The 19,529-nt window shown below is 39.3% G+C and carries 20 protein-coding genes; 19 read left to right on the top strand and 1 reads right to left on the bottom strand.

Annotated elements, in window-relative coordinates:
* Positions 1-75: 75 nt before the first annotated feature.
* From mnmH to GX348_06560, 3 genes are read left to right on the top strand one after another with little or no spacing between them, the layout of a single operon-like run.
* Positions 76-1,122 carry a tRNA 2-selenouridine(34) synthase MnmH gene (gene mnmH, locus GX348_06570; GenBank protein ID NLP41851.1) on the top strand — a complete coding sequence of 349 codons (1,047 nt, stop codon included), beginning with the start codon at positions 76-78 and terminating at the stop codon, positions 1,120-1,122.
* Between the two features lie 4 nt (positions 1,123-1,126).
* Entirely contained in the window at positions 1,127-1,885 is a 759-nt protein-coding gene (locus GX348_06565; protein ID NLP41850.1) for a helix-turn-helix domain-containing protein, read from the top strand.
* A 35-nt stretch (positions 1,886-1,920) separates the two neighbouring features.
* Complete coding sequence (locus GX348_06560) at positions 1,921-3,807, top strand: YgiQ family radical SAM protein (protein NLP41849.1); 1,887 nt, start codon at positions 1,921-1,923, stop codon at positions 3,805-3,807.
* Between the two features lie 5 nt (positions 3,808-3,812).
* On the opposite strand, the gene GX348_06555 is transcribed toward GX348_06560, so the two are convergent.
* Positions 3,813-4,205: a hypothetical protein gene (locus GX348_06555; protein NLP41848.1), complete on the bottom strand. Its 393-nt coding sequence runs from the start codon at positions 4,203-4,205 to the stop codon at positions 3,813-3,815.
* Positions 4,206-4,340: 135 nt separating this feature from the next.
* Here GX348_06555 and GX348_06550 point away from each other — a divergent pair, with 135 nt between their 5' ends.
* From GX348_06550 to GX348_06475, 16 genes are all read left to right on the top strand, one after another.
* Entirely contained in the window at positions 4,341-4,733 is a 393-nt protein-coding gene (locus GX348_06550) for a hypothetical protein (GenBank protein ID NLP41847.1), read from the top strand.
* 108 nt (positions 4,734-4,841) lie between these two features.
* Entirely contained in the window at positions 4,842-5,876 is a 1,035-nt protein-coding gene (locus GX348_06545; protein NLP41846.1) for an extracellular solute-binding protein, read from the top strand.
* A gap of 25 nt (positions 5,877-5,901) precedes the next feature.
* Positions 5,902-7,233, top strand: coding sequence for a 30S ribosomal protein S12 methylthiotransferase RimO (rimO, locus tag GX348_06540; protein NLP41845.1), 1,332 nt, complete (start codon positions 5,902-5,904; stop codon positions 7,231-7,233).
* A gap of 100 nt (positions 7,234-7,333) precedes the next feature.
* Positions 7,334-8,575 carry a competence/damage-inducible protein A gene (locus GX348_06535; GenBank protein NLP41844.1) on the top strand — a complete coding sequence of 414 codons (1,242 nt, stop codon included), beginning with the start codon at positions 7,334-7,336 and terminating at the stop codon, positions 8,573-8,575.
* Between the two features lie 12 nt (positions 8,576-8,587).
* Positions 8,588-10,165: a DEAD/DEAH box helicase gene (locus GX348_06530; protein NLP41843.1), complete on the top strand. Its 1,578-nt coding sequence runs from the start codon at positions 8,588-8,590 to the stop codon at positions 10,163-10,165.
* 74 nt (positions 10,166-10,239) lie between these two features.
* On the top strand, positions 10,240-11,274 hold the full coding sequence (gene recA / locus GX348_06525; GenBank protein NLP41842.1) for a recombinase RecA: 1,035 nt from the start codon (positions 10,240-10,242) through the stop codon (positions 11,272-11,274).
* Positions 11,258-11,716, top strand: a complete 459-nt coding sequence (locus GX348_06520; GenBank protein ID NLP41841.1) for a regulatory protein RecX — start codon at positions 11,258-11,260, stop codon at positions 11,714-11,716. The genes recA and GX348_06520 overlap by 17 nt, the downstream gene beginning before the upstream one ends.
* A gap of 268 nt (positions 11,717-11,984) precedes the next feature.
* Positions 11,985-13,508 carry a ribonuclease Y gene (gene rny, locus GX348_06515; protein NLP41840.1) on the top strand — a complete coding sequence of 508 codons (1,524 nt, stop codon included), beginning with the start codon at positions 11,985-11,987 and terminating at the stop codon, positions 13,506-13,508.
* Between the two features lie 445 nt (positions 13,509-13,953).
* The gene (locus tag GX348_06510; GenBank protein NLP41839.1) at positions 13,954-14,475 is read left to right on the top strand and encodes a hypothetical protein; all 522 of its coding nucleotides are present in this window, start codon (positions 13,954-13,956) and stop codon (positions 14,473-14,475) included.
* A gap of 166 nt (positions 14,476-14,641) precedes the next feature.
* Positions 14,642-14,902: a stage V sporulation protein S gene (locus GX348_06505; protein NLP41838.1), complete on the top strand. Its 261-nt coding sequence runs from the start codon at positions 14,642-14,644 to the stop codon at positions 14,900-14,902.
* A 125-nt stretch (positions 14,903-15,027) separates the two neighbouring features.
* Positions 15,028-16,536: a leucyl aminopeptidase gene (locus GX348_06500; protein NLP41837.1), complete on the top strand. Its 1,509-nt coding sequence runs from the start codon at positions 15,028-15,030 to the stop codon at positions 16,534-16,536.
* Positions 16,526-17,353: a PHP domain-containing protein gene (locus GX348_06495; protein ID NLP41836.1), complete on the top strand. Its 828-nt coding sequence runs from the start codon at positions 16,526-16,528 to the stop codon at positions 17,351-17,353. Before GX348_06500 ends, GX348_06495 begins: the two co-directional genes overlap by 11 nt.
* Positions 17,354-17,423: 70 nt before the next feature.
* Complete coding sequence (locus GX348_06490; GenBank protein ID NLP41835.1) at positions 17,424-17,693, top strand: translation initiation factor 2; 270 nt, start codon at positions 17,424-17,426, stop codon at positions 17,691-17,693.
* Between the two features lie 56 nt (positions 17,694-17,749).
* Positions 17,750-18,577, top strand: coding sequence for an Asp23/Gls24 family envelope stress response protein (locus tag GX348_06485; GenBank protein ID NLP41834.1), 828 nt, complete (start codon positions 17,750-17,752; stop codon positions 18,575-18,577).
* A 24-nt stretch (positions 18,578-18,601) separates the two neighbouring features.
* A complete protein-coding gene (locus tag GX348_06480; protein ID NLP41833.1) occupies positions 18,602-18,958 on the top strand; it encodes a sulfite exporter TauE/SafE family protein in 357 nt (118 codons plus the stop codon).
* Positions 18,949-19,329, top strand: a complete 381-nt coding sequence (locus GX348_06475) for a sulfite exporter TauE/SafE family protein (protein ID NLP41832.1) — start codon at positions 18,949-18,951, stop codon at positions 19,327-19,329. The genes GX348_06480 and GX348_06475 overlap by 10 nt, the downstream gene beginning before the upstream one ends.
* The last annotated feature ends 200 nt before the right edge of the window (positions 19,330-19,529 follow it).

The raw sequence follows: 19,529 nt of genomic DNA, 5'->3' as shown, positions 1-19,529 counted from the left end.
CTTGCTTATACAGATGATTAGATGATGGGTACACTACTTAATAGCAGTAGCGATTATTTTGAGTTGGTGAATATCTTGCATAAAATAATTTCCCTTGAAGAAACCCTTAAATTAGATAATGTTATTTATATAGATATGCGTTCCCCAAATGAATTTGAGCAGGGGCATATACCAGGCGCTGTTAACATTCCGCTGTTTAGTAATGAAGAAAGAGCGGAGGTTGGTACGATATACAAAAAAGTCGGAAACGATGAGGCCAAAATGAAGGGGTTGGCGATCGTTTCTACTAAGTTACCCAACTTGGTAAGCCAAATTCGTGCTATGTATAAGAAGGGCGGTACCGTTGTAGTTTACTGTTGGCGGGGTGGGATGCGGTCAAAATCTTTAGTGACTATCTTAGAAATAATGGGTATTACTGCTTATCAGTTATTAGGCGGTTATAAGGCATACCGACGATATGTTTTAGATTCATTAGAGAAATTCATCCTTATACCTCGAATAGTAGTGCTCTGCGGCTCGACGGGAGTCGGCAAAACGATTTTATTGAATAAATTAGAAAAACGAGGTATGCCGATTATTGATTTGGAGGCTCTGGCTAATCACAGGGGCTCCGTATTCGGTCAGATTGGGCTTGGCAAGCCAGCGACTGCGCAGAATTTTGATGCAAATTTACTAAAAAAACTTCAATCATTAAACAGTGAACCATATATAGCGGTAGAATGCGAGAGTAAAAGAATCGGCAACATATATCTTCCTGATGTTCTTTATAATGCTATGCAAAAAGGGACAAAAATTTTGGTTAAAGCTAACATAGAAACTCGTATTCAACGGTTAATCGCTGAGTATACAGGGATTTACAATGAGAATTACGAAGGTATTATAGCTAGTATAAAAGCTATAAGTAAGCGATTAGGTGTTAAAAATGCCCAGAAACTGATTGAGGATTTTTCGCAAGGGAAAATTAACGAAGTAGTTCGTACATTACTGGTTGAATATTATGATCCGCTTTATGGATATGAAACTTGCAATCACGGTAATTATGATATGGTAATAGATGCTGAAAATCTTGATCAGACGATAGATTCTCTAGTAAGTTATCTTAACCAAGAATTTAGGAGGTAATCATATGCCGACGGTGGGCGAGATACTCCGCAGCGAGCGAGAAAAAAAAGGGCTATCAATTAAAGATATTGAAAAAGCAACCAGTATAAGGGTGTTATACTTAGAGGCAATTGAGGCAGATAATTATAATGTTATTCCAGGGGAAGTATATTTAAAAGGATTCATTCGTAATTATGCTAATTGCTTAAAGTTGGACTCTCAGAGTGTAATAAATTTGTACCATCAGTCTAAGGCATCGGCCACATCAGAAGCGGAAAGTGCAAATGAGAGCAAGAGCGATCAACCTAGTTCGGGACGTCAAGCGGATGGTACTGATAGTCAAAATGGTAAAAAAAGCAAACTTATTGTTGTTGGCGCAGCTGCAATTATTCTAATTGGCTCTTTATTGTGGGCTATTGGCAATCGTAATACTGTGCCGCAACAAGCGCCAGATCCAAAACCGGCTCCAATGGCACCAGTGGTTCCTTCACAACCGGCAGTACCAAACCCGCCAATAACCGATAAACCTGCTGCTCAAGCGAAGCCTATCATAGTAAATGCTAAGTATACTGATTCATGCTGGACCTTAGTTATAGCCGATGGAAAAGAGATTTATGAAGGTATTCCTAAAATAGGCGATACATTAACTTGGGAGGCACAGGATAATTTGTCGGTACAATTTGGAAACGCTAGAGGCGTAGAAATTACACATAATGGCCAATACCTTGGAAAACTAGGCGGAAAAGGAGAAGTAATTAAGAAGAACTTTAAGGCTGCTAAATAAACCTTAGAGTTGCTCAATTTAGGAGATATAGATAAATGAACAACTTTTTGCCTATTTGCAAAGAAGATATGGAAAAACGCGGTTGGGATCAGCTCGACTTTTTGTTTGTCAGCGGTGATGCATACGTCGATCATCCTAGCTTTGGACCGGCTATTATATCAAGGCTGCTTGAAAAACACGGTTATCGGGTTGGAATAATAGCGCAGCCTGATTGGCGGTCGACTGAAGATTTTAAAAAGTTGGGAAAGCCGCGGCTTGGTGTTTTGGTATCAGCTGGGAACCTTGATTCAATGCTTAATAAATTCACTGCTGCTAAAAAGTTCCGTAGTACTGACAACTATTCACCTGGTGGAAAGTCGGGCTATAGGCCGGAGCGAGCGACCATAGTATATTGTAATCGAATACGCGAAATATGGAAGAAAGTTCCGCTGATTATTGGGGGAATTGAAGCCAGTTTACGGCGGTTTGCTCATTATGATTATTGGTCGGATAGTGTCAGGCGCTCAATATTAATTGATAGCAGAGCTGATATTCTTGTTTATGGAATGGGCGAAAAGCAGATAAAAGAAATTGCTGATCAATTAAATCAGGGTATTAAAGTATCTGATATAACGACAGTGCAAGGTACCTGCTATACTTCTGATTCGCTTGAGGGATTATGGGATTATCTTGAAGTCCCAAGTTACGATGATGTTAAGCAGAGCAAGAAAGCTTTCGCTGACGCTTTTCGTGTACAATATTTAGAACAAGACCCGATAAGAGGGAAAAATATTGCACAGAAATACACTGACCAGTATGTTATTCAGAACCGGCCAGCCCTTCCTTTGACTGTTCAGGAAATGGATGAAATTTATGATTTACCTTACGCTAGGACTTATCATCCTGTTTATGAGCAGTCTGGAGGGGTCCCGGCAATTACGGAAGTCAAGTTCAGTATTGTTAGCCATCGAGGCTGTTTTGGAGGATGTTCATTCTGTGCTATCGGTTCGCATCAAGGACGAATTATTCAAAGTCGTAGTGAAGAGTCTATTTTACGGGAAGCACAGATGTTTACTACGCAGCCTGATTTTAAAGGGTATATCCATGATGTTGGCGGACCAACAGCGAATTTCCGTATTCCGTCTTGTCAAAATCAATCCGAAAGAGGCGCGTGCAAAGGGCGCCACTGTTTGTTTCCGGCACCTTGCAAAAACCTTGATTCTGATCATAGCGACTACTTGTCCTTATTAAGAAAATTAAGGGCGCTTCCTAAAGTTAAAAAAGTTTTTGTGAGATCCGGACTACGTTATGACCATCTAATGGCTTCAGCTAATTATGAAGCGTTCTTGCAAGAACTGTGTACTCATCATGTTAGTGGTCAATTGAAGGTTGCGCCAGAGCATATTTCACCCAAAGTAATGGCACTTATGGGAAAACAGGGTAAAGATGTTTACTTAAAATTTGCCCGAGCGTACAAATTGGCTAATGAAGCGGTAGGGAAAGAACAATATTTGGTACCCTACTTTATGTCAAGTCACCCTGGTGCAGGCTTAAAGGAAGCTATAGAACTAGCGGAATTTATCCGGGATATGAAGTACCATCCTGAACAAGTCCAAGATTTCATTCCTACTCCGGGCAGTTTGTCAACATGTATGTATTACACAGAGCTTAACCCCTTAACTGGGGAAAAGGTATATGTCGCAAAGAATCCGTACGAAAAAAAACTGCAAAGGGCTCTAATGCAGTTTCGTGATCCCAAGAATCACCATTTAGTCTATGAAGCTCTTATTAAGGCAAATCGTCGTGATTTAATTGGATATGATTCTAAATGCTTGATCAAGCCGCCGCGGCGAAGTGAGCAATCATATTCTCAGGGAAAAAAGCAACGCCATTTATCAGTCAACCGAAGTAAAAAAAGCAAAACTAAACGGGCTAAAGCTTAGCCCGTTTAGTTTTTTATGCCCAGCGCGCGCTTACACTCACTACTTAATAGATACATTGCTATTAAGCCGTGAGTAGTTATAATAAATAAACCGCTGATTACACTGTCAAATAGCAGCATTATTATTCCAAGCCCTATTAAAATAAATGAAAAGACTAATTCAAACCTACGAGCCCAATTTCTTAGTTTGAATAAACCATAGGCCGGAATGATATAAAGCAATATTGATATGAAAGAATAACTTGCGGTGGTAATATCTTGCTTTATCAAGCTGTCGTAAACGCTAAAAGCGTTGCCGACAGCAATTAGTATCAAAAATATAATAATTAGCAACAGCCGGAATGTTAGGTTTGGATTCAACTTAGACCAAAAAGACCATCCGATTGGACGTTCATCCATGCTAAAACCCCTTTCCTAATTTAAGTTTATTTTACCATATAATTCCGATTGCCAAAAGCAAAACCTAAGCAGACATACATAAGTATTAGTGATATCGGTTAAACTAAGATTAAATTGAACAAGCGGAGGAAGGTAATGGAACGAACCAAACCGTATTTACAAGCTGCTTTGCTATGTGAAGGTGTGACAACCGATGAAATGGGGCGTCACAATATTTATAATGAGTTTAGCCAATGTACTATGGGATATTCGCAACCGTTTACCGTACTGACAATATGGCGTGGCGGAAATCAAGACAAGGATTCATATTCAGAAAAGATAGAAATTGTTGCGCCTGATGGCCGTATAATAGCTAGCGGAGAAAATGGACCTTTTTCGTTAAAAGATAGCACATACCGTCAAGTAAATAGTATTTTACTCGAGGCTGTCGATTTTACAACAGAGGGAAATTATGAACTGAGGATAAGACTATTTAATTCTAATAATAAAGTAATCCATGCGCATACAGATATTGTATCAGTTATTTAAAACACGGGCCTTTATTCCCGTGTTTTACTTGTTGATGGTAGGAAATTATGCTTGCATGGCGAACAAATAACAGGTATAGTATTATTTAGTTTTTTAAAGGAGTAAGCTATGCGTCGTTACTTGCCAATATTATTAATGTCTTTTTTTATTTTAATTATAGTATTAGCTGGCAGTATTTATCTACCTGGGTATGCTGATGAAAAAAAAGCAGAAAGTATGAAGAATATTACTGTTTACACTACACTGCCTGTTGAACAGGCAGCTGTTTTAGCTTTGGAGTATGAAAAATACCAGAGTGTAAGGATAAATGTTGTACCATTAGCGGAAAATGATTTAATACTAAAATTAAAGACAGAGTCTCTAAACCCGCAAGCTGATATTGTTCTTGCTACCAAAACAGTACTCGAGCAGGCCAAAAAGAATAATCTGCTTGAGCAAGTGACATCTGAGCAACTTGATATTATCCCTAAGAGGTTTAAGGATGAAAATAACTATTGGTACGGGCTATGGTATGATCCGATGATTTTTGTAGTCAATAAAGACATTCAGAAGATCTCGCCTCAAATACCTACAAGTTGGAGAGATCTCTCCAGAGATAGTAAACTGAGAATTGGGATAACAGATTTTTTGGCAGCCGAAGCTTCGGCAAATCTTTTATATACATTGACTTCAGTAAATGGTGAAACTCAAACTTTAGCCTTTTTAAAGAAATTGCATCCACAGGTTGTTCAGTATTCGAAATTTCTAGCGACACCCGTTCGAATGGTAGGCATGTGTGAAGCTGATGTTGCCATAGCCGTACAAAGTGAGGCTAGTCGCTACATTAAGGATAGCTTTCCTATAAAGATTGTATATCCTACCGATGGAACAGCGTATTTGCTAACAGGGGCAGGATTAGTAACTAAATCTATTCACAAGTCTGAAGCTAAAACATTTATTGACTGGTTAATGCAAAATAATGCTCAAAATGCTTTACAGAAGAGCAAATTCTATTATGTCCCAACCAATCCGGAATTGCCTGAGTATAAAGAATTTAACCAAAAGAACATCGAGCTATTAGAAAATAAGGAGATTGTAACCTTAGAACAGAAGCATAGATTGCTCGATAAATGGATTCAGACGGTAAGAATAAGCTCAAAATAATTAATGACATTAGGAGGAAGTCTTTATGATTCAGGCCGGTTTCATTAGCCTTGGCTGTGCCAAAAATCTTGTTGATACCGAAATTATGCTTGGAGCGCTTGCAGATAGAAAGATTCCAATTACCGATGATCCACACCAAGCCGATATACTTATCATCAATACCTGCACCTTTATTGATTCAGCAAAGGAAGAATCAATATCGACAATACTGCAAATGAGTGAGTTTAAAACAGAAGGTAAATGTCGTGCAATTATCGTAGCAGGTTGCTTAGGACAGCGTTATCAACAGGAGTTGCTTGATGAACTGCCGGAAATAGACGCTATCATAGGCACTGGTGCGTGGCACAGAATTGGTGAGGCAGTAGATGCTGTTTTGGCTGGTAATCGCGTTTTATTAATTGATGATATCAATACTATTTATGACGAGAAGATGTCGCGTATTACCACTACGCCGTTTTATAGCGCTTATGTTAAAATCGCCGAAGGTTGCAGCAATTGCTGCTCATATTGCGTTATTCCCAGTGTGAGAGGCAAGTTTAGAAGCCGCCCTATTGAGTCAATTCTTGCTGAGGTCAGAACACTAGTTTCACGTGGAGTTAAAGAAATTAATTTAATAGCTCAGGACACTACTAGCTACGGCAAAGATATTTACGGTGAACCAAGGCTGACCGAGCTGCTTAGAGAACTGGTAAAGACGGATGGAATCTTATGGATAAGACTATTATATTGCTACCCAAAATACTTTTCAGATGATCTAATTGATTTGATAGCTAATGAACCTAAAATTTGCAAATATGTTGACTTGCCTTTGCAGCACATTCATAATGATATTTTAAAAGCGATGCATCGCCGTGATAGCAAGGCAGAAATTGAAGCACTGCTTACTAAGCTAAGGGGGAAAATCCCCGGAGTAACTATTCGAACCTCCTTTATCGTTGGTTTCCCTGGGGAAAGTGAAGTCCACTTCGAGACACTAAAGCAATTTTTAGCGGAGCAAAAATTTGATCGGGTAGGTATTTTTACCTATTCGCGCGAAGAAGATACCATAGCGGCGGCCTTGCCTAACCAGATTTCCGATGAAGTAAAACAGGAACGTTATCACGAGTTAATGGCGTTACAGTGTCAAATATCTGAACAAATGAACCAAGACATAGAAGACAGTGTATTTGATGTGCTCATCGAAGGTTCTAACCCTGAACAGCCTGGGCTGGTTTTTGGCCGATCATATCGTGAGGCGCCTGATGTCGACGGTTATATCTATGTAGAGGGTGCTCATGATACTAAGCCTGGGGATGTAATAAAGGTTCGCGTTGTCCAAGGGTTCACGTATGATCTTGTAGCCGAAAAAATCGACTAATAGGTATAATTGCAAATAAGAAATTATCAAAATAGTAGTGGCGTATGTCCTGCTATTTTCTTTTTAGAAACTCAACTATGTTGGGAGGTGAACAATAAAAATGATCGTTGAATTAGTAAGTACCGGAACGGAGTTGCTACTTGGACAAATTCTAAATACAAATGCTCCTTTTTTAGCAAAACAGTTAAACGCAATGGGGTTCAATGTATTATTTCAATCGGTGGTAGGCGATAACCGGGAACGAATGGAGAAAGTAATAAGGACAGCATTATCTAGAGCTGATATAGTTATCACTACCGGGGGATTGGGTCCTACGCAGGGAGATATTACAAAGGAAGTAACAGCTAAAATCGTTGATTGTTCCCTAATCCTTCATGAACCAAGTTTGCAAAAGATAAGAGATTATTTTGCTTATCGGCAAGTTAATATGCCGGAAAATAATAAAAGGCAAGCTATGCTTCCTGAGGGATCACTGGTAGTAAATAATGAGAAAGGTACAGCGCCGGGGATAATCTGTGAAAAGAACAATAAAGTAATTATAAATCTACCTGGACCGCCTCATGAGTTAGAACACATGTTTCTATCCTCGATAAAACCCTATTTGACGAGTAAATTTGGTCTTCAGGGTGTTATTGTCTCTAAGGTTTTGCATACATCGGGTATAGGAGAGTCACTTCTTGAGGAAGAGATTAGAGAGCTTATTGTCAATCAGACAAATCCCACTCTCGCGCTTTTGGCTAAAAAAGGCGAAATACAAATTCGGATAACTGCTCAAGCTGAAACTAAAGAACAAGCGCTTAGTTTAATAGCTGACATTGAAAAACGTATTAGAGGTATTGTAGGTCAATATATCTTTGCTGTTGACGGGGAGACAATGGAAGCAGTTGTCAGTGAATTGTTAAAAAAGAAAAAACTTAGCCTTGCGCTTGCTGAATCATGTACCGGAGGCTTGGTCAGCAGTCGGCTTACCGATATTTCCGGTAGTTCAGACTATTTAATAGGATCAATAGTTTGTTATAGCAACGAAATAAAAGTTAATGAGGTTAGTGTTCCGCGTGCGATAATTGAGAATTATGGAGCTGTTAGCCTAGAAACAGCTAAAGCTATGGCCATTGGGATAAAAAACAAATTTAAAGCAGATGTTGGGGTGGGTGTAACCGGTATAGCCGGTCCCGGCGGGGCGACTGATTTGAAACCGGTTGGTCTTGTATATGTGGCTATTGATGGTGTCAAAGGCAGCTTATGCGAGAAATATAATTTTTCCGGCGATAGGGTCGATATAAAATATCGGACATCTCAAGCAGTTCTTGATATAATAAGAAGATATGCTCTAACAATATAGGGGGATCAAACATTGAAGGATAGTGGTTTGTTTGGAAATATTCAAATAAGTAAAAAAGTATATAATGCGATTGCCGAAATGGGTTTTGAAGAACCTTCACCAATTCAGACTCAGACTATTCCACTTGTACTTGAGGGTTTCGATGTTATTGGTCAGGCGCAGACAGGAACAGGAAAAACTGCTGCTTTTGGTATTCCGATAATGGAGAGGGTATCAGCAGATAGCCGTCATATACAAGCTTTAGTTCTTACACCGACACGCGAACTTGCTATTCAAGTGTCGGAAGAACTGGCAAAAATCGGCAGATTTAAACGGATCAAGACTGTTCCTGTTTATGGCGGTCAGTCAATAGATAGGCAGATAAAAGCTTTAAAGTTCGGAGTCCAAGTAGTCATTGGCACTCCTGGTCGATTGCTTGATCATATACGCCGCAAAACAATAAAATTAGATCATGTTAAAATGCTAGTTCTAGACGAAGCCGATGAAATGCTCGATATGGGCTTTATTGAAGATATTGAAGACATAATGCAGAGCATACCAGACGAAGGAAGGCAAACCTTGCTTTTTTCAGCGACTATGCCTATGGCTATATTAAATTTAGCCCGTAAGTACATGAATGATCCACATAATATTACTATCAGCAAAGAACAGCTAACTATTCCTTTAATTGATCAATTCTATTATGAAACTCGCGAAAAGCTCGAAGGTTTGTGCCGTGTGATTGACATTGAAACGGCTGGTAAATTGATTGTTTTTTGCCGGACTAAAAAAGGCGTTGATGAGTTAGTAGCCTCATTGCAGGCTAGAGGCTATATGGCTGATGGACTGCATGGCGATTTAAGTCAAGCGCAGCGGGATAGAGTAATGAAAAAATTCCGGGAAGGCAAACTGGAAATCCTAGTGGCAACTGATGTCGCAGCGCGTGGTTTGGATATAGAAGATATAACCCATGTCATTAATTATGACATTCCGCAAGATCCGGAATCATATGTTCATCGTATTGGACGTACCGGCCGTGCTGGCAAAAAGGGTATAGCATTCACATTCATTGAACCGCGCGAATACCGTCAATTAAAAATTATTGAAAAACAGGTAAAAACACGCATCATTAGAAAACAACTGCCTTCTGCTGCTGATATTTTAGACAGACAGCGTGAAACAATTAAAAACAGATTAAGGCAAACCATTGAACAAAACAGATTTTCTGATTATCATACTATAGTAGCGGATTTAATGACTGCTTATGATGCCCTTGATATTGCCGCCGCCTCCTTAAAGTTGTATCAAGAGGGCTTCAAGGAAAAGACGGACGAGCAAAGCCAATTGCTGGCTAATAACGGCTCACAACCAGGCATGGTAAGGTTATTTATAAATGCTGGAAGAGCTCAAAAAATTAGGCCTGAGGATATTGTAAGAACCATTGCCAGCGAGGCGGATATTCCAGGAAATATTATTGGTATTATTAATATCTATGATAAATTTACATTTGTGGAAGTTCCAGAGGATGTTGCTGAGAGAGTCTTGTCAGTGATGCATAAAAGTTCCATTAAAGGTTACAAAATCAATGTAGAAATAGCTAGAGGAAGATAACAAACGTCAAAATACAACATTTCTATTGACTATACGAACAAATGTTTGTAAAATATATATGAGGGGGGTAGATGATGGATAAAATAAAAGCGTTGGAGATGGCCATGCGGCAGATTGAGAAGGATTTTGGAAAAGGCTCAATAATGAAACTTGGTGAGGCCGCAGCCAAGATGAATATTGAAGTTATTCCAACAGGGGCCTTATCATTAGACGTTGCTCTCGGTGTTGGCGGTGTACCAAGAGGAAGGGTAATCGAAATATACGGACCCGAATCTTCCGGTAAGACAACAGTCGCTTTACATATAATTGCACAAGCCCAAAAAATGGGCGGCTTTGCTGCATTTATTGATGCTGAACACGCACTAGACCCTGTATATGCAAAAAAGCTAGGTGTTGATATAGACAATCTCCTTATTTCCCAACCCGATAATGGTGAACAAGCTTTGGAAATTGCAGATGCGTTAGTACGTAGCGGCGCAATAGACATAATTGTTGTTGACTCCGTTGCAGCATTAGTACCTAAAGCGGAAATTGAGGGTGAAATGGGTGACGCCCATGTAGGTTTGCACGCCAGGCTTATGTCGCAAGCACTTCGTAAGCTAACCGGCATTATAAGTAAATCACGTACAACTGCTATTTTTATAAACCAGATTCGTGAAAAAGTGGGAGTAATGTTTGGCAACCCTGAAACGACAACTGGTGGACGGGCCCTTAAGTTTTATGCATCCATTCGGTTAGAAGTGCGCAAGACTGAAAGCTTGAAACAAGGCAATGAGGTTGTGGGAAATCGCACTAAAGTTAAAGTTGTTAAAAATAAAGTTGCGCCTCCATTCAAACAGGCCGAATTTGATATTATGTATGGCCAGGGCATATCTCATGAGGGTACCTTGGTTGACCTTGGTACAGAACTCGACATTATAAACAAAAGCGGCGCATGGTATTCCTATGGCGATAATAGATTAGGTCAAGGGCGCGAGAACGTTAAAGAATTCTTAAAAGAAAATATTGATATTGCAGCTGCTATTGATAAGAAGATCCGAGAGGCCCTAATTGTCGGAACGGCTCCCCAACCATCTAGCACAGCTGAAGACAATGCTGTCGCAAAATAGTCAAGCAGTAAGGTTGGCTGCTATACGTATGCTAAATCTTCGTGCCTATAGTGAAAAAGAGGTACGGCATAAATTATTTTTGAAAGGTTTCGATGTTGCTCTAATTGATGAAGTAATTAGCTACTTGCTTAACAACGGCTATATTAATGATAAAGTGCTCTGTGAGTGCTTATTTGATAACCTGTGCAAAAGTAGCAAGTATAGTCTAAACTTTATTGTTATGAAATTAAAACAGCGTGGGATACCTGAAGTCATTATTCGTGATATTATCAAAGAATATGACTTCTCCTCTGAGGCAGAAGTAGCGCTCAAAATAGCGAGAAAGCGTTTTAAGCAGGCTAAAACAATTGATAAAGTACGGATAAGCAGGTACTTGGCTGGCAGGGGTTTCTCTGCCAGTTCAATTACTAGTGTAATAATTAACCTAGAGTGTACTACCTAGGTTAATTTTTCATTCTCTAAGGCTATGATGTAATTGTCATAAGCTTCATTTACAATAAATTATGGCTAACTTGACACTACTTTCAAAAACATTTACAATTATATTGGTCAATCGTATATCAAGGTAGCATTATTTTTGTAAAATTCTTTTAAGAGAACAAAGCATTGCTTTAGGGGAGTAATGGTTAGGTGCTTTTAAAAGCCGAGTACAATACTCGGCTTTACCCTTATTATAATTTAATAAAAAGGAGGTGGAAATTATTGAAAGTATGCTAACGGCCATCATTGCTATTATTTTAGGATTCGGCATAGGTTATTTTGCGCGCAAGAAAAGCGCTGAAGCCCAAATTTCCTCTGCTGAAGATGCTGCAAGAAAAATAATTGAAGATGCTGAACGAGCAGGAGAAGCTAAAAAGAAAGAATCCCTTGTCGAAGCGAAAGAGGAAATTCATAAATTGCGGAACGAACTCGATCGCGAAACAAAGGAACGCCGCTCCGAATTGCAGCGTCTAGAACGTCGTTTACTACAGAAAGAAGAAAATCTTGACCGGAAAATTGACTCGCTCGAGAAAAAAGAAGAAGTACTTAATCGTAAAGAAATCGAGCTAGACAAAAGTCAGGAAAAGGTCAATGAGTTATACACTAAGCAATTAGCTGAATTAGAGAGACTGTCTGGCTTTACATCAGAAGAAGCAAGAAATATGCTTCTTGCCAGTGCTCAAGAAGAAATAAAGCATGAAACTGCTATGATGATTAAAGAACTAGAGCAACAGGCAAAAGAAGAGGCGGACAAACGAGCTCGTGAAATAATTTCTTTAGCTATACAGCGCTGTGCAGCTGACCATGTAGCTGAAACAACTGTATCGGTCGTTGCATTGCCTAATGATGAGATGAAAGGCCGCATAATTGGCCGCGAAGGACGAAATATCCGTACTTTAGAGACTCTCACCGGTATTGATCTAATTATAGATGATACTCCGGAGGCTGTCATATTATCTGGTTTTGACCCAGTACGTCGTGAGGTTGCCAGGATTGCCTTAGAAAAATTAATAACTGATGGGCGTATTCATCCGGCTCGAATAGAGGAAATGGTAGAAAAGGCCCAAAAAGAGGTTGAGCAGCGAATAAAAGAAGCTGGTGAGCAGGCTACCTTTGAAACTGGTGTCTATGGACTACATCCTGAGTTAATAAGACTCTTGGGACGACTGAAATTCCGTACAAGCTATGGTCAAAATGTGTTGAAACACTCAATAGAGGTTTCCCACTTAGCTGGGGTAATGGCTGCGGAACTCGGCGTGGATATTATGTTAGCCAAGCGTGCAGGCCTCTTGCACGATATTGGCAAAGCGGTTGACCATGAAGTTGAGGGGCCTCATGTAACAATCGGTGCTGATTTAGCAAAAAAATATCGTGAGTCAGCAGAAGTGATAAATGCTATCGGAGCTCATCATGGAGATGAAGAACCGAAAACAGTTCAAGCGGTATTGATTGCCGCGGCCGATGCTGTATCGGCTGCTCGACCGGGTGCACGTAGGGAAAGCCTTGAAAGCTATCTAAAACGATTGACTCGGTTAGAGGACATTGCTGAATCGTTTGAAGGTGTCGATAAATCTTTTGCTATTCAAGCTGGTCGTGAAATCCGAATCATGGTAAAGCCGGATAAGATTGATGATCTTTCGTCTGTTCGTTTAGTACGCGATATTGTAAAGAAAATCGAGAGTGAGCTTGAGTATCCAGGCCAGATAAAAGTAACTGTAATTCGTGAGACACGCGCTATCGATTATGCAAAATAATAAGGTTCTATAATAAATGTTGGGGTAACCAGTTTCATACCTGGTAATACCTCAACATTTTTTTTAAGAAAATGAATAAAAGTGAAACTTCCTGAATTTTAAAGTTGCTCACGTCATTTATCTTGAACAAAACCATAAGTCTTATGCATGCCCTAGTACAACAAACACGGATAGTATTCATGATTACCGACAGCAAGCTGTTCAGGATATCCTACTTGCCAAATCTGTCCTTTATATCATTCGAAAAAGACGCCCTTATGTGAAAAACGCATAATGACAACCGCTTGAAAAGGTTTAGTGCAATCCACCCATTTGACGGGGGGTTATGATTAAACAGGGATCATTGCTTCCATTAATTTTAAAAAGGATTTATCTAATATCTAGAGAACTATATTTATAGTCTACTAAAACATTTTTATTTTTGCTAATGGATGGTGAACCTTTAATGTCTAAATATCATCAAGATGATGAAAACATTTCGGATGGCGTAAATTTACTGATTTCTATTTTAGTGTGCTATCCCGAAATTGGAACAATAAATTTTGACCCAAGAACAAATTCTCTTAAGTTAACTTTCATATTGTCTAATTTATCAACACAGACTAAGTGTATGGAATTTAAGCAGCTTTTAACCGATAGTATCAGCGCTTACCATTTACTTGAGAATACAAACATGAAAATCGCAGAAATAGAATTTAGCACATATGGACAAATGACAATGATGCATATTATCCGCGATGTCTGTTCATTGACAAAGGCTGAGATAGCGCTTATTATTACCCTATTACGCGACAAATTTCAAGACCGTCTAGTAATAGATTACAATGATAGTTTGCTTGAGGAAGATTTGGTTATGCAAGAAGAAGTTATTGAAACTATGCTTGAAAGCATGAAGAAGCAATACCATGGAAATAATAGCTTAATAGGGATTAGGGAAGACGGTCGAGTGCTAGTTTTCAACAAATAAAATGAACAGAGTAATTGTATAAATTACTCTGTTCATTTTATTTTAAATTTATTTAAATTATTTGAATTTTTATTAATGTAAAAAAAGGGATTTTCTGGTCAAATAACGAATATATACCAATGAAAATTATATAATTTTTGCTTTACTATAAAGGAGGGTACTAAAAATGGAAGTCTTAAAAGTATCAGCAAAATCTAATCCTAATTCGGTAGCAGGCGCTTTGGCTGGAGTGCTAAGAGAACGCGGTGGAGCTGAAATGCAAGCCATCGGCGCTGGAGCACTTAACCAAGCGGTTAAGGCAGTAGCAATCGCAAGAGGGTTTGTTGCTCCACACGGCGTAGATCTTATATGCATCCCTGCCTTTACTGACATTTTAATTGACGGTGAAGAACGCACCGCTATGAAACTAATTATTGAGCCGCGCTAAGTTATAGCCTGGCTAGGCGATTTTTTTGTAAACGATCAAAAAACCTGTTCTTATGAACAGGTTTACTTGTTTTTGTAACGCTGATTTATGGAATACTAATATTAACGATATGGAAGTTATAGAGGATGGTGAGGAGTTTGCAGATTGCATGTGCTAATGTTTTACCAGGAGAAGTCTTCTGCGACACACTAATAATAGGTTTGCTTGACGAAACCCTAAATAGTGTGGAGATGGCTAGAGCTTATGGGAATCCATTAGCAACTCTACTTAGTTTAATGGTCCGAGACCAGCCAGAATGTTGTCAATTAGCTGAAACAACTATTATCCACAACACTGCTGATTATGGCTCTAAACGCATAGTAATAATCGGATTAGGCAAAAAGGATAAACTGACATTGGATAAAATTCGTGAACTTTCTGCGATCGCAATCCGCGTTGCCAAAAAACTGAAGTCTAGAACGGTGGCTACTGCTATTTATAGAAATCATCACAACTTAAGTGATGCTGCAATATCAATTATTCAGGGAGCAATTTTAGGAAGCTATGAATTTAACAATTACAAAACTGATGCCAAGAGCAATATTATTGAAAAAATAATTCTTGTAGGTCCAGATCTTCCAAGTGATCAAGAGTGGCTGCTTACGCTCAATAATGCAAAAGTTATTGCTGACAGCGTAAATTTTGCTAGGGATTTAACTAATCATCCATCCTGCTACATGAATCCTAGCCAAATGGCGTCTATCGCTCAGGATATTGCTAGCCAATTTGGATTCGAAATTAACGTTTTAGATAAAGGCGATATGGAAAAACATAAGATGTATGCAATGCTTGCAGTTGCGCAAGGAAGCACTACACCGCCAAAAATGATTACTTTAAAATACATTGGTAATCAGCAGAGCAATGATCTGATAGCATTTGTTGGAAAGGGGATTACATTTGACAGCGGAGGCATTTCACTTAAGCCTAGTGAAAAGATGGGCGATATGAAAGGTGATATGGCCGGAGGAGCAGCTGTTCTAGCTGCAATGCAGGCCATAGGTCATTTGAAACCTAAGGTCAATATTCTGGCAATTATCCCCTGCACTGAGAATATGCCATCCGGTCATGCTTTTAAACCTGGTGATGTGATTTGTTCTATGAGTGGAAAAACTATTGAAATTATTAGTACCGATGCCGAAGGACGGCTGCTCTTAGCGGACGCTGTTACCTACGCCCGTAAGCTAGGTGCTACAAGAATTATCGATTTAGCGACTCTAACAGGAGCGTGTGTAGTCGCTTTAGGTAATATAACATCAGGCCTAATTAGCAATAATGATGGCTGGTCGAAAGAAATTCTAAGAGCTTCTAAACAAACGGGGGAAAAGATGTGGCTGTTACCCAGCTATGACGACTATTTAAACCAAATAAAAAGTGATATAGCCGACTTGAAAAACTCCGGAGGGCGGATGGCAGGAACAATTACGGCAGGCGTATTTATTAAACAATTTGTGGGCGATCTTCCATGGGTCCACATAGACATTGCAGGTACAAGCGATATTGACAAAGTTAGTGGCTATAACGTGAAGGGCGCTACTGGGGTCGGAGTGCGAACTTTAGTCCAAATAGCACAAAATCTATCTACTAATGCCTGCTGATCTTCATATCCATACTACTGCTTCAGACGGTCGCCTTTCGCCGGAAGAAGTTTTAATTAAGGCTGCTGAGTGCGGGTTATCGTTCATAGCTATTACCGACCATGATACAATTGATGGGCTTATTAGTCTAAAGGATTTCTGCTTAAATCATAGTCCAGTTGTCATACCAGGGATTGAATTTAGTATTGATATGCCCGACCATGAAGTGCATTTATTGGGTTACTATATTGACCCATTTGATGCTCAATTACAGAAGCAGCTTATTAGTATTACAAATGATCGCCGCCAGCGAATAGAAAAGATTGTTACTAAGCTGAATGATTTAGGTTACAATATTACTAAAGAAGAAGTTCTAAAAAGCACAAAAGCGACCGCTTCAATTGGACGTCCATATATTGCGAGAATCTTAGTGGAAAAGGGATACTTTCAGACCGTAGGTGACGCATTTGAGAAACTGCTTTGTAAAAACGGACCTGGATATGTGCCACACTATAAGCTTAAGCCACAACAAGCAATTAAGCTAATTAACGGGGCAGGCGGAATTGCAGTCCTAGCTCATCCTGGGTTAATCGGTGATGAGAGTATAGTCTTGAGAATGATCGAATATGGTGTTTGCGGTCTCGAAGTTTACCATCCTAAACATAATCAGGAACAAAGAAATAAATATTTACAGCTTGCTAAAAGATATAAACTAATAGTGACTGGTGGTTCAGACTTTCATGGTATACCATCGAGATACCCAGAAAAGTTGGGTGAATTTACTGTTCCCAACGCATTGGCGCTGAGTTTACAAAGACATAGTCAGGCATTAAAATAACCTCCTTAGAATATAATCATGTAGCCAGCACCACTAGCAATTTGCCGAGTACTATTCAGGGGGAGGGGTTATGGAAGGAGACATCTGCCTGATTGAAGAACTTAGAAAGCGCATACGTGAATTGGAGGATAAAGTTGAAGCTTTACGAATCAGTCGGCGTGTATTGATGAACCTAATTGAATCACTTGAAAATGAAAGACGTGAGCAACTGCTAATTCTAGAGACGAAAAATGAACGATTAAAAAAGAGTAATTGTCGCTATGCCCGGATAATTATGTATAGAAATTTGCGTATCACTGAACTTGAGCAAAAGTTAGAGAACTTTTCTAGGTCCACTTGACAACACCTGAAAAGGTGTTTATTTTTTATGTAATAGGGTAAATTAGGGAGGCTACTATGGAAGTTATTGCACTAGTTGGACCAAGCGGAACCGGAAAGAGTCATCGTGCGCTTATAGTTGCTCACGAATATAATATTGATACTATTGTTGATGATGGTCTTTTAATAAAAGATAGCAAGATTGTAGCCGGCCATTCTGCTAAAAAAGAACCAAGTAAGATACGGGCAGTCAAAAGAGCAATCTTTATGGAAGAAGATCATGCTCGTGAAGTTTGTGAGGCTATAGAAAGAGTTAAACCCGAACGAATGCTTATACTTGGAACCTCTAAAAACATGGTGGAGAAAATCGTATCTGTGTTAGGATTACCTTCTATTCATAAAGTAATAAACATTGAAGACATTGCAACGCCTGCTGAAATTGCGAAAGCAAGAGAAAGCCGTTTAAAAGAGGGGAAACATATTATTCCTGTCCCTACAATCGAACTTAAACCGCACTTTTCAGGATATTTAATTGACCCATTAGAGATTTTTTTTAAGAAAACTCAATCAAAAAAGCGGCGAAAGCTAGGTGAAAAATCAATCGTACGACCAACTTTTAGTTATTATGGTAAACTATTAATATCAGATGCTGTAATTTCGGCAATAGTTGACTACGTCGCTGTCAGTGAGCCCGCTATTACTCGTACCGGACAGATTCAAATCAAGAACTTTCAAGAGAAAGAGAAAGGAATATCCATCACTTTTGACGTAACTATAAAATATGGCTTTTCGCTGCGAGAGGTAGTAGCTACTGCGCAGAAAAGGGTTAAGGACGTTGTCGAATATATGACAGGACTACTAGTTAACGAAGTAAATGTTGCAGTAAAACGTCTTACTATTGATTAGAGTATTTGAGAAGGGAGCTAAAAGATGTTGCAAAAGCTAAAGATAGTCGGATTCGGTTTAGGAGCAGGTATTCTGAGCGGGTTACTTGGCGTAGGAGGCGGCATAATCTTAGTGCCGATTTTAGTGTCATTATTAGGGTTTGCTCAACATAATGCTCATGCCACTTCATTAGCGGTTATTGTTCCTACTGCGATAGTAAGCAGTGTTGTTTATAGTTATCATGGAAATATAGATGTTGTCCTTGCGATAACGCTTGCCGCAGGTAGTATTGTCGGAGCAGGCCTTGGCGCTAAATGGATGAAGCATATTCCAGCGGCCCAGTTAAAGCGTATGTTTGGCGCTCTATTAGTAATAGTAGGGGTGAGAATGTTATGGTCATAGCTGTTTCAATACTTGCAGGCTTGGCGGCAGGAATATTAAGTGGTTTGCTAGGGGTTGGCGGCGGAATAGTTTTAGTGCCAATGATGGTTTTTATTTTAGGGGTTTCGCAGCATATTGCACAGGGGGTTTCTCTACTCGTGATAATTCCCACAGCAGCTTCTGGCTTATGGCATCTCCATAAAGAAAAACTTGTAGACTACAAAACGGCTGCACTATTGAGTCTCGGCGCAATTGCAGGCGCCATGTTAAGTGCTAATTTCGTTCAAAGTCTCCCTGCTGCGGAACTGAAAAAGATTTTCGGTGTTTTTGTTATAATAATGGGTGGAAGAATGATATTTGCCAAGCCTCGCGCTAAGGCAGAAAACAAATGATTTAAGCCCCCAACCGTTTAGCGGTTTGGGGGTGTTTCTTTTAGGTCAAGACTAACTTTCCGTTATTTGTTTAAGTATAATTTTTAGGATATAATAATCTACAGGAGTTGATGAAAAGTGACAAAGCCAGATAGTTTTAAAGCAGATTATAAGGAACAAAATTCGACTACTAAGTTTTTTACAACCTTTACATATGGCTG

It is taken from the genome of Veillonellaceae bacterium (genome assembly GCA_012523975.1).
In the GTDB taxonomy this organism is placed as follows: Bacteria; Bacillota; Negativicutes; order JAAYSF01; family JAAYSF01; genus JAAYSF01.
This window is presented reverse-complemented; position numbering and strand designations above follow the sequence as displayed.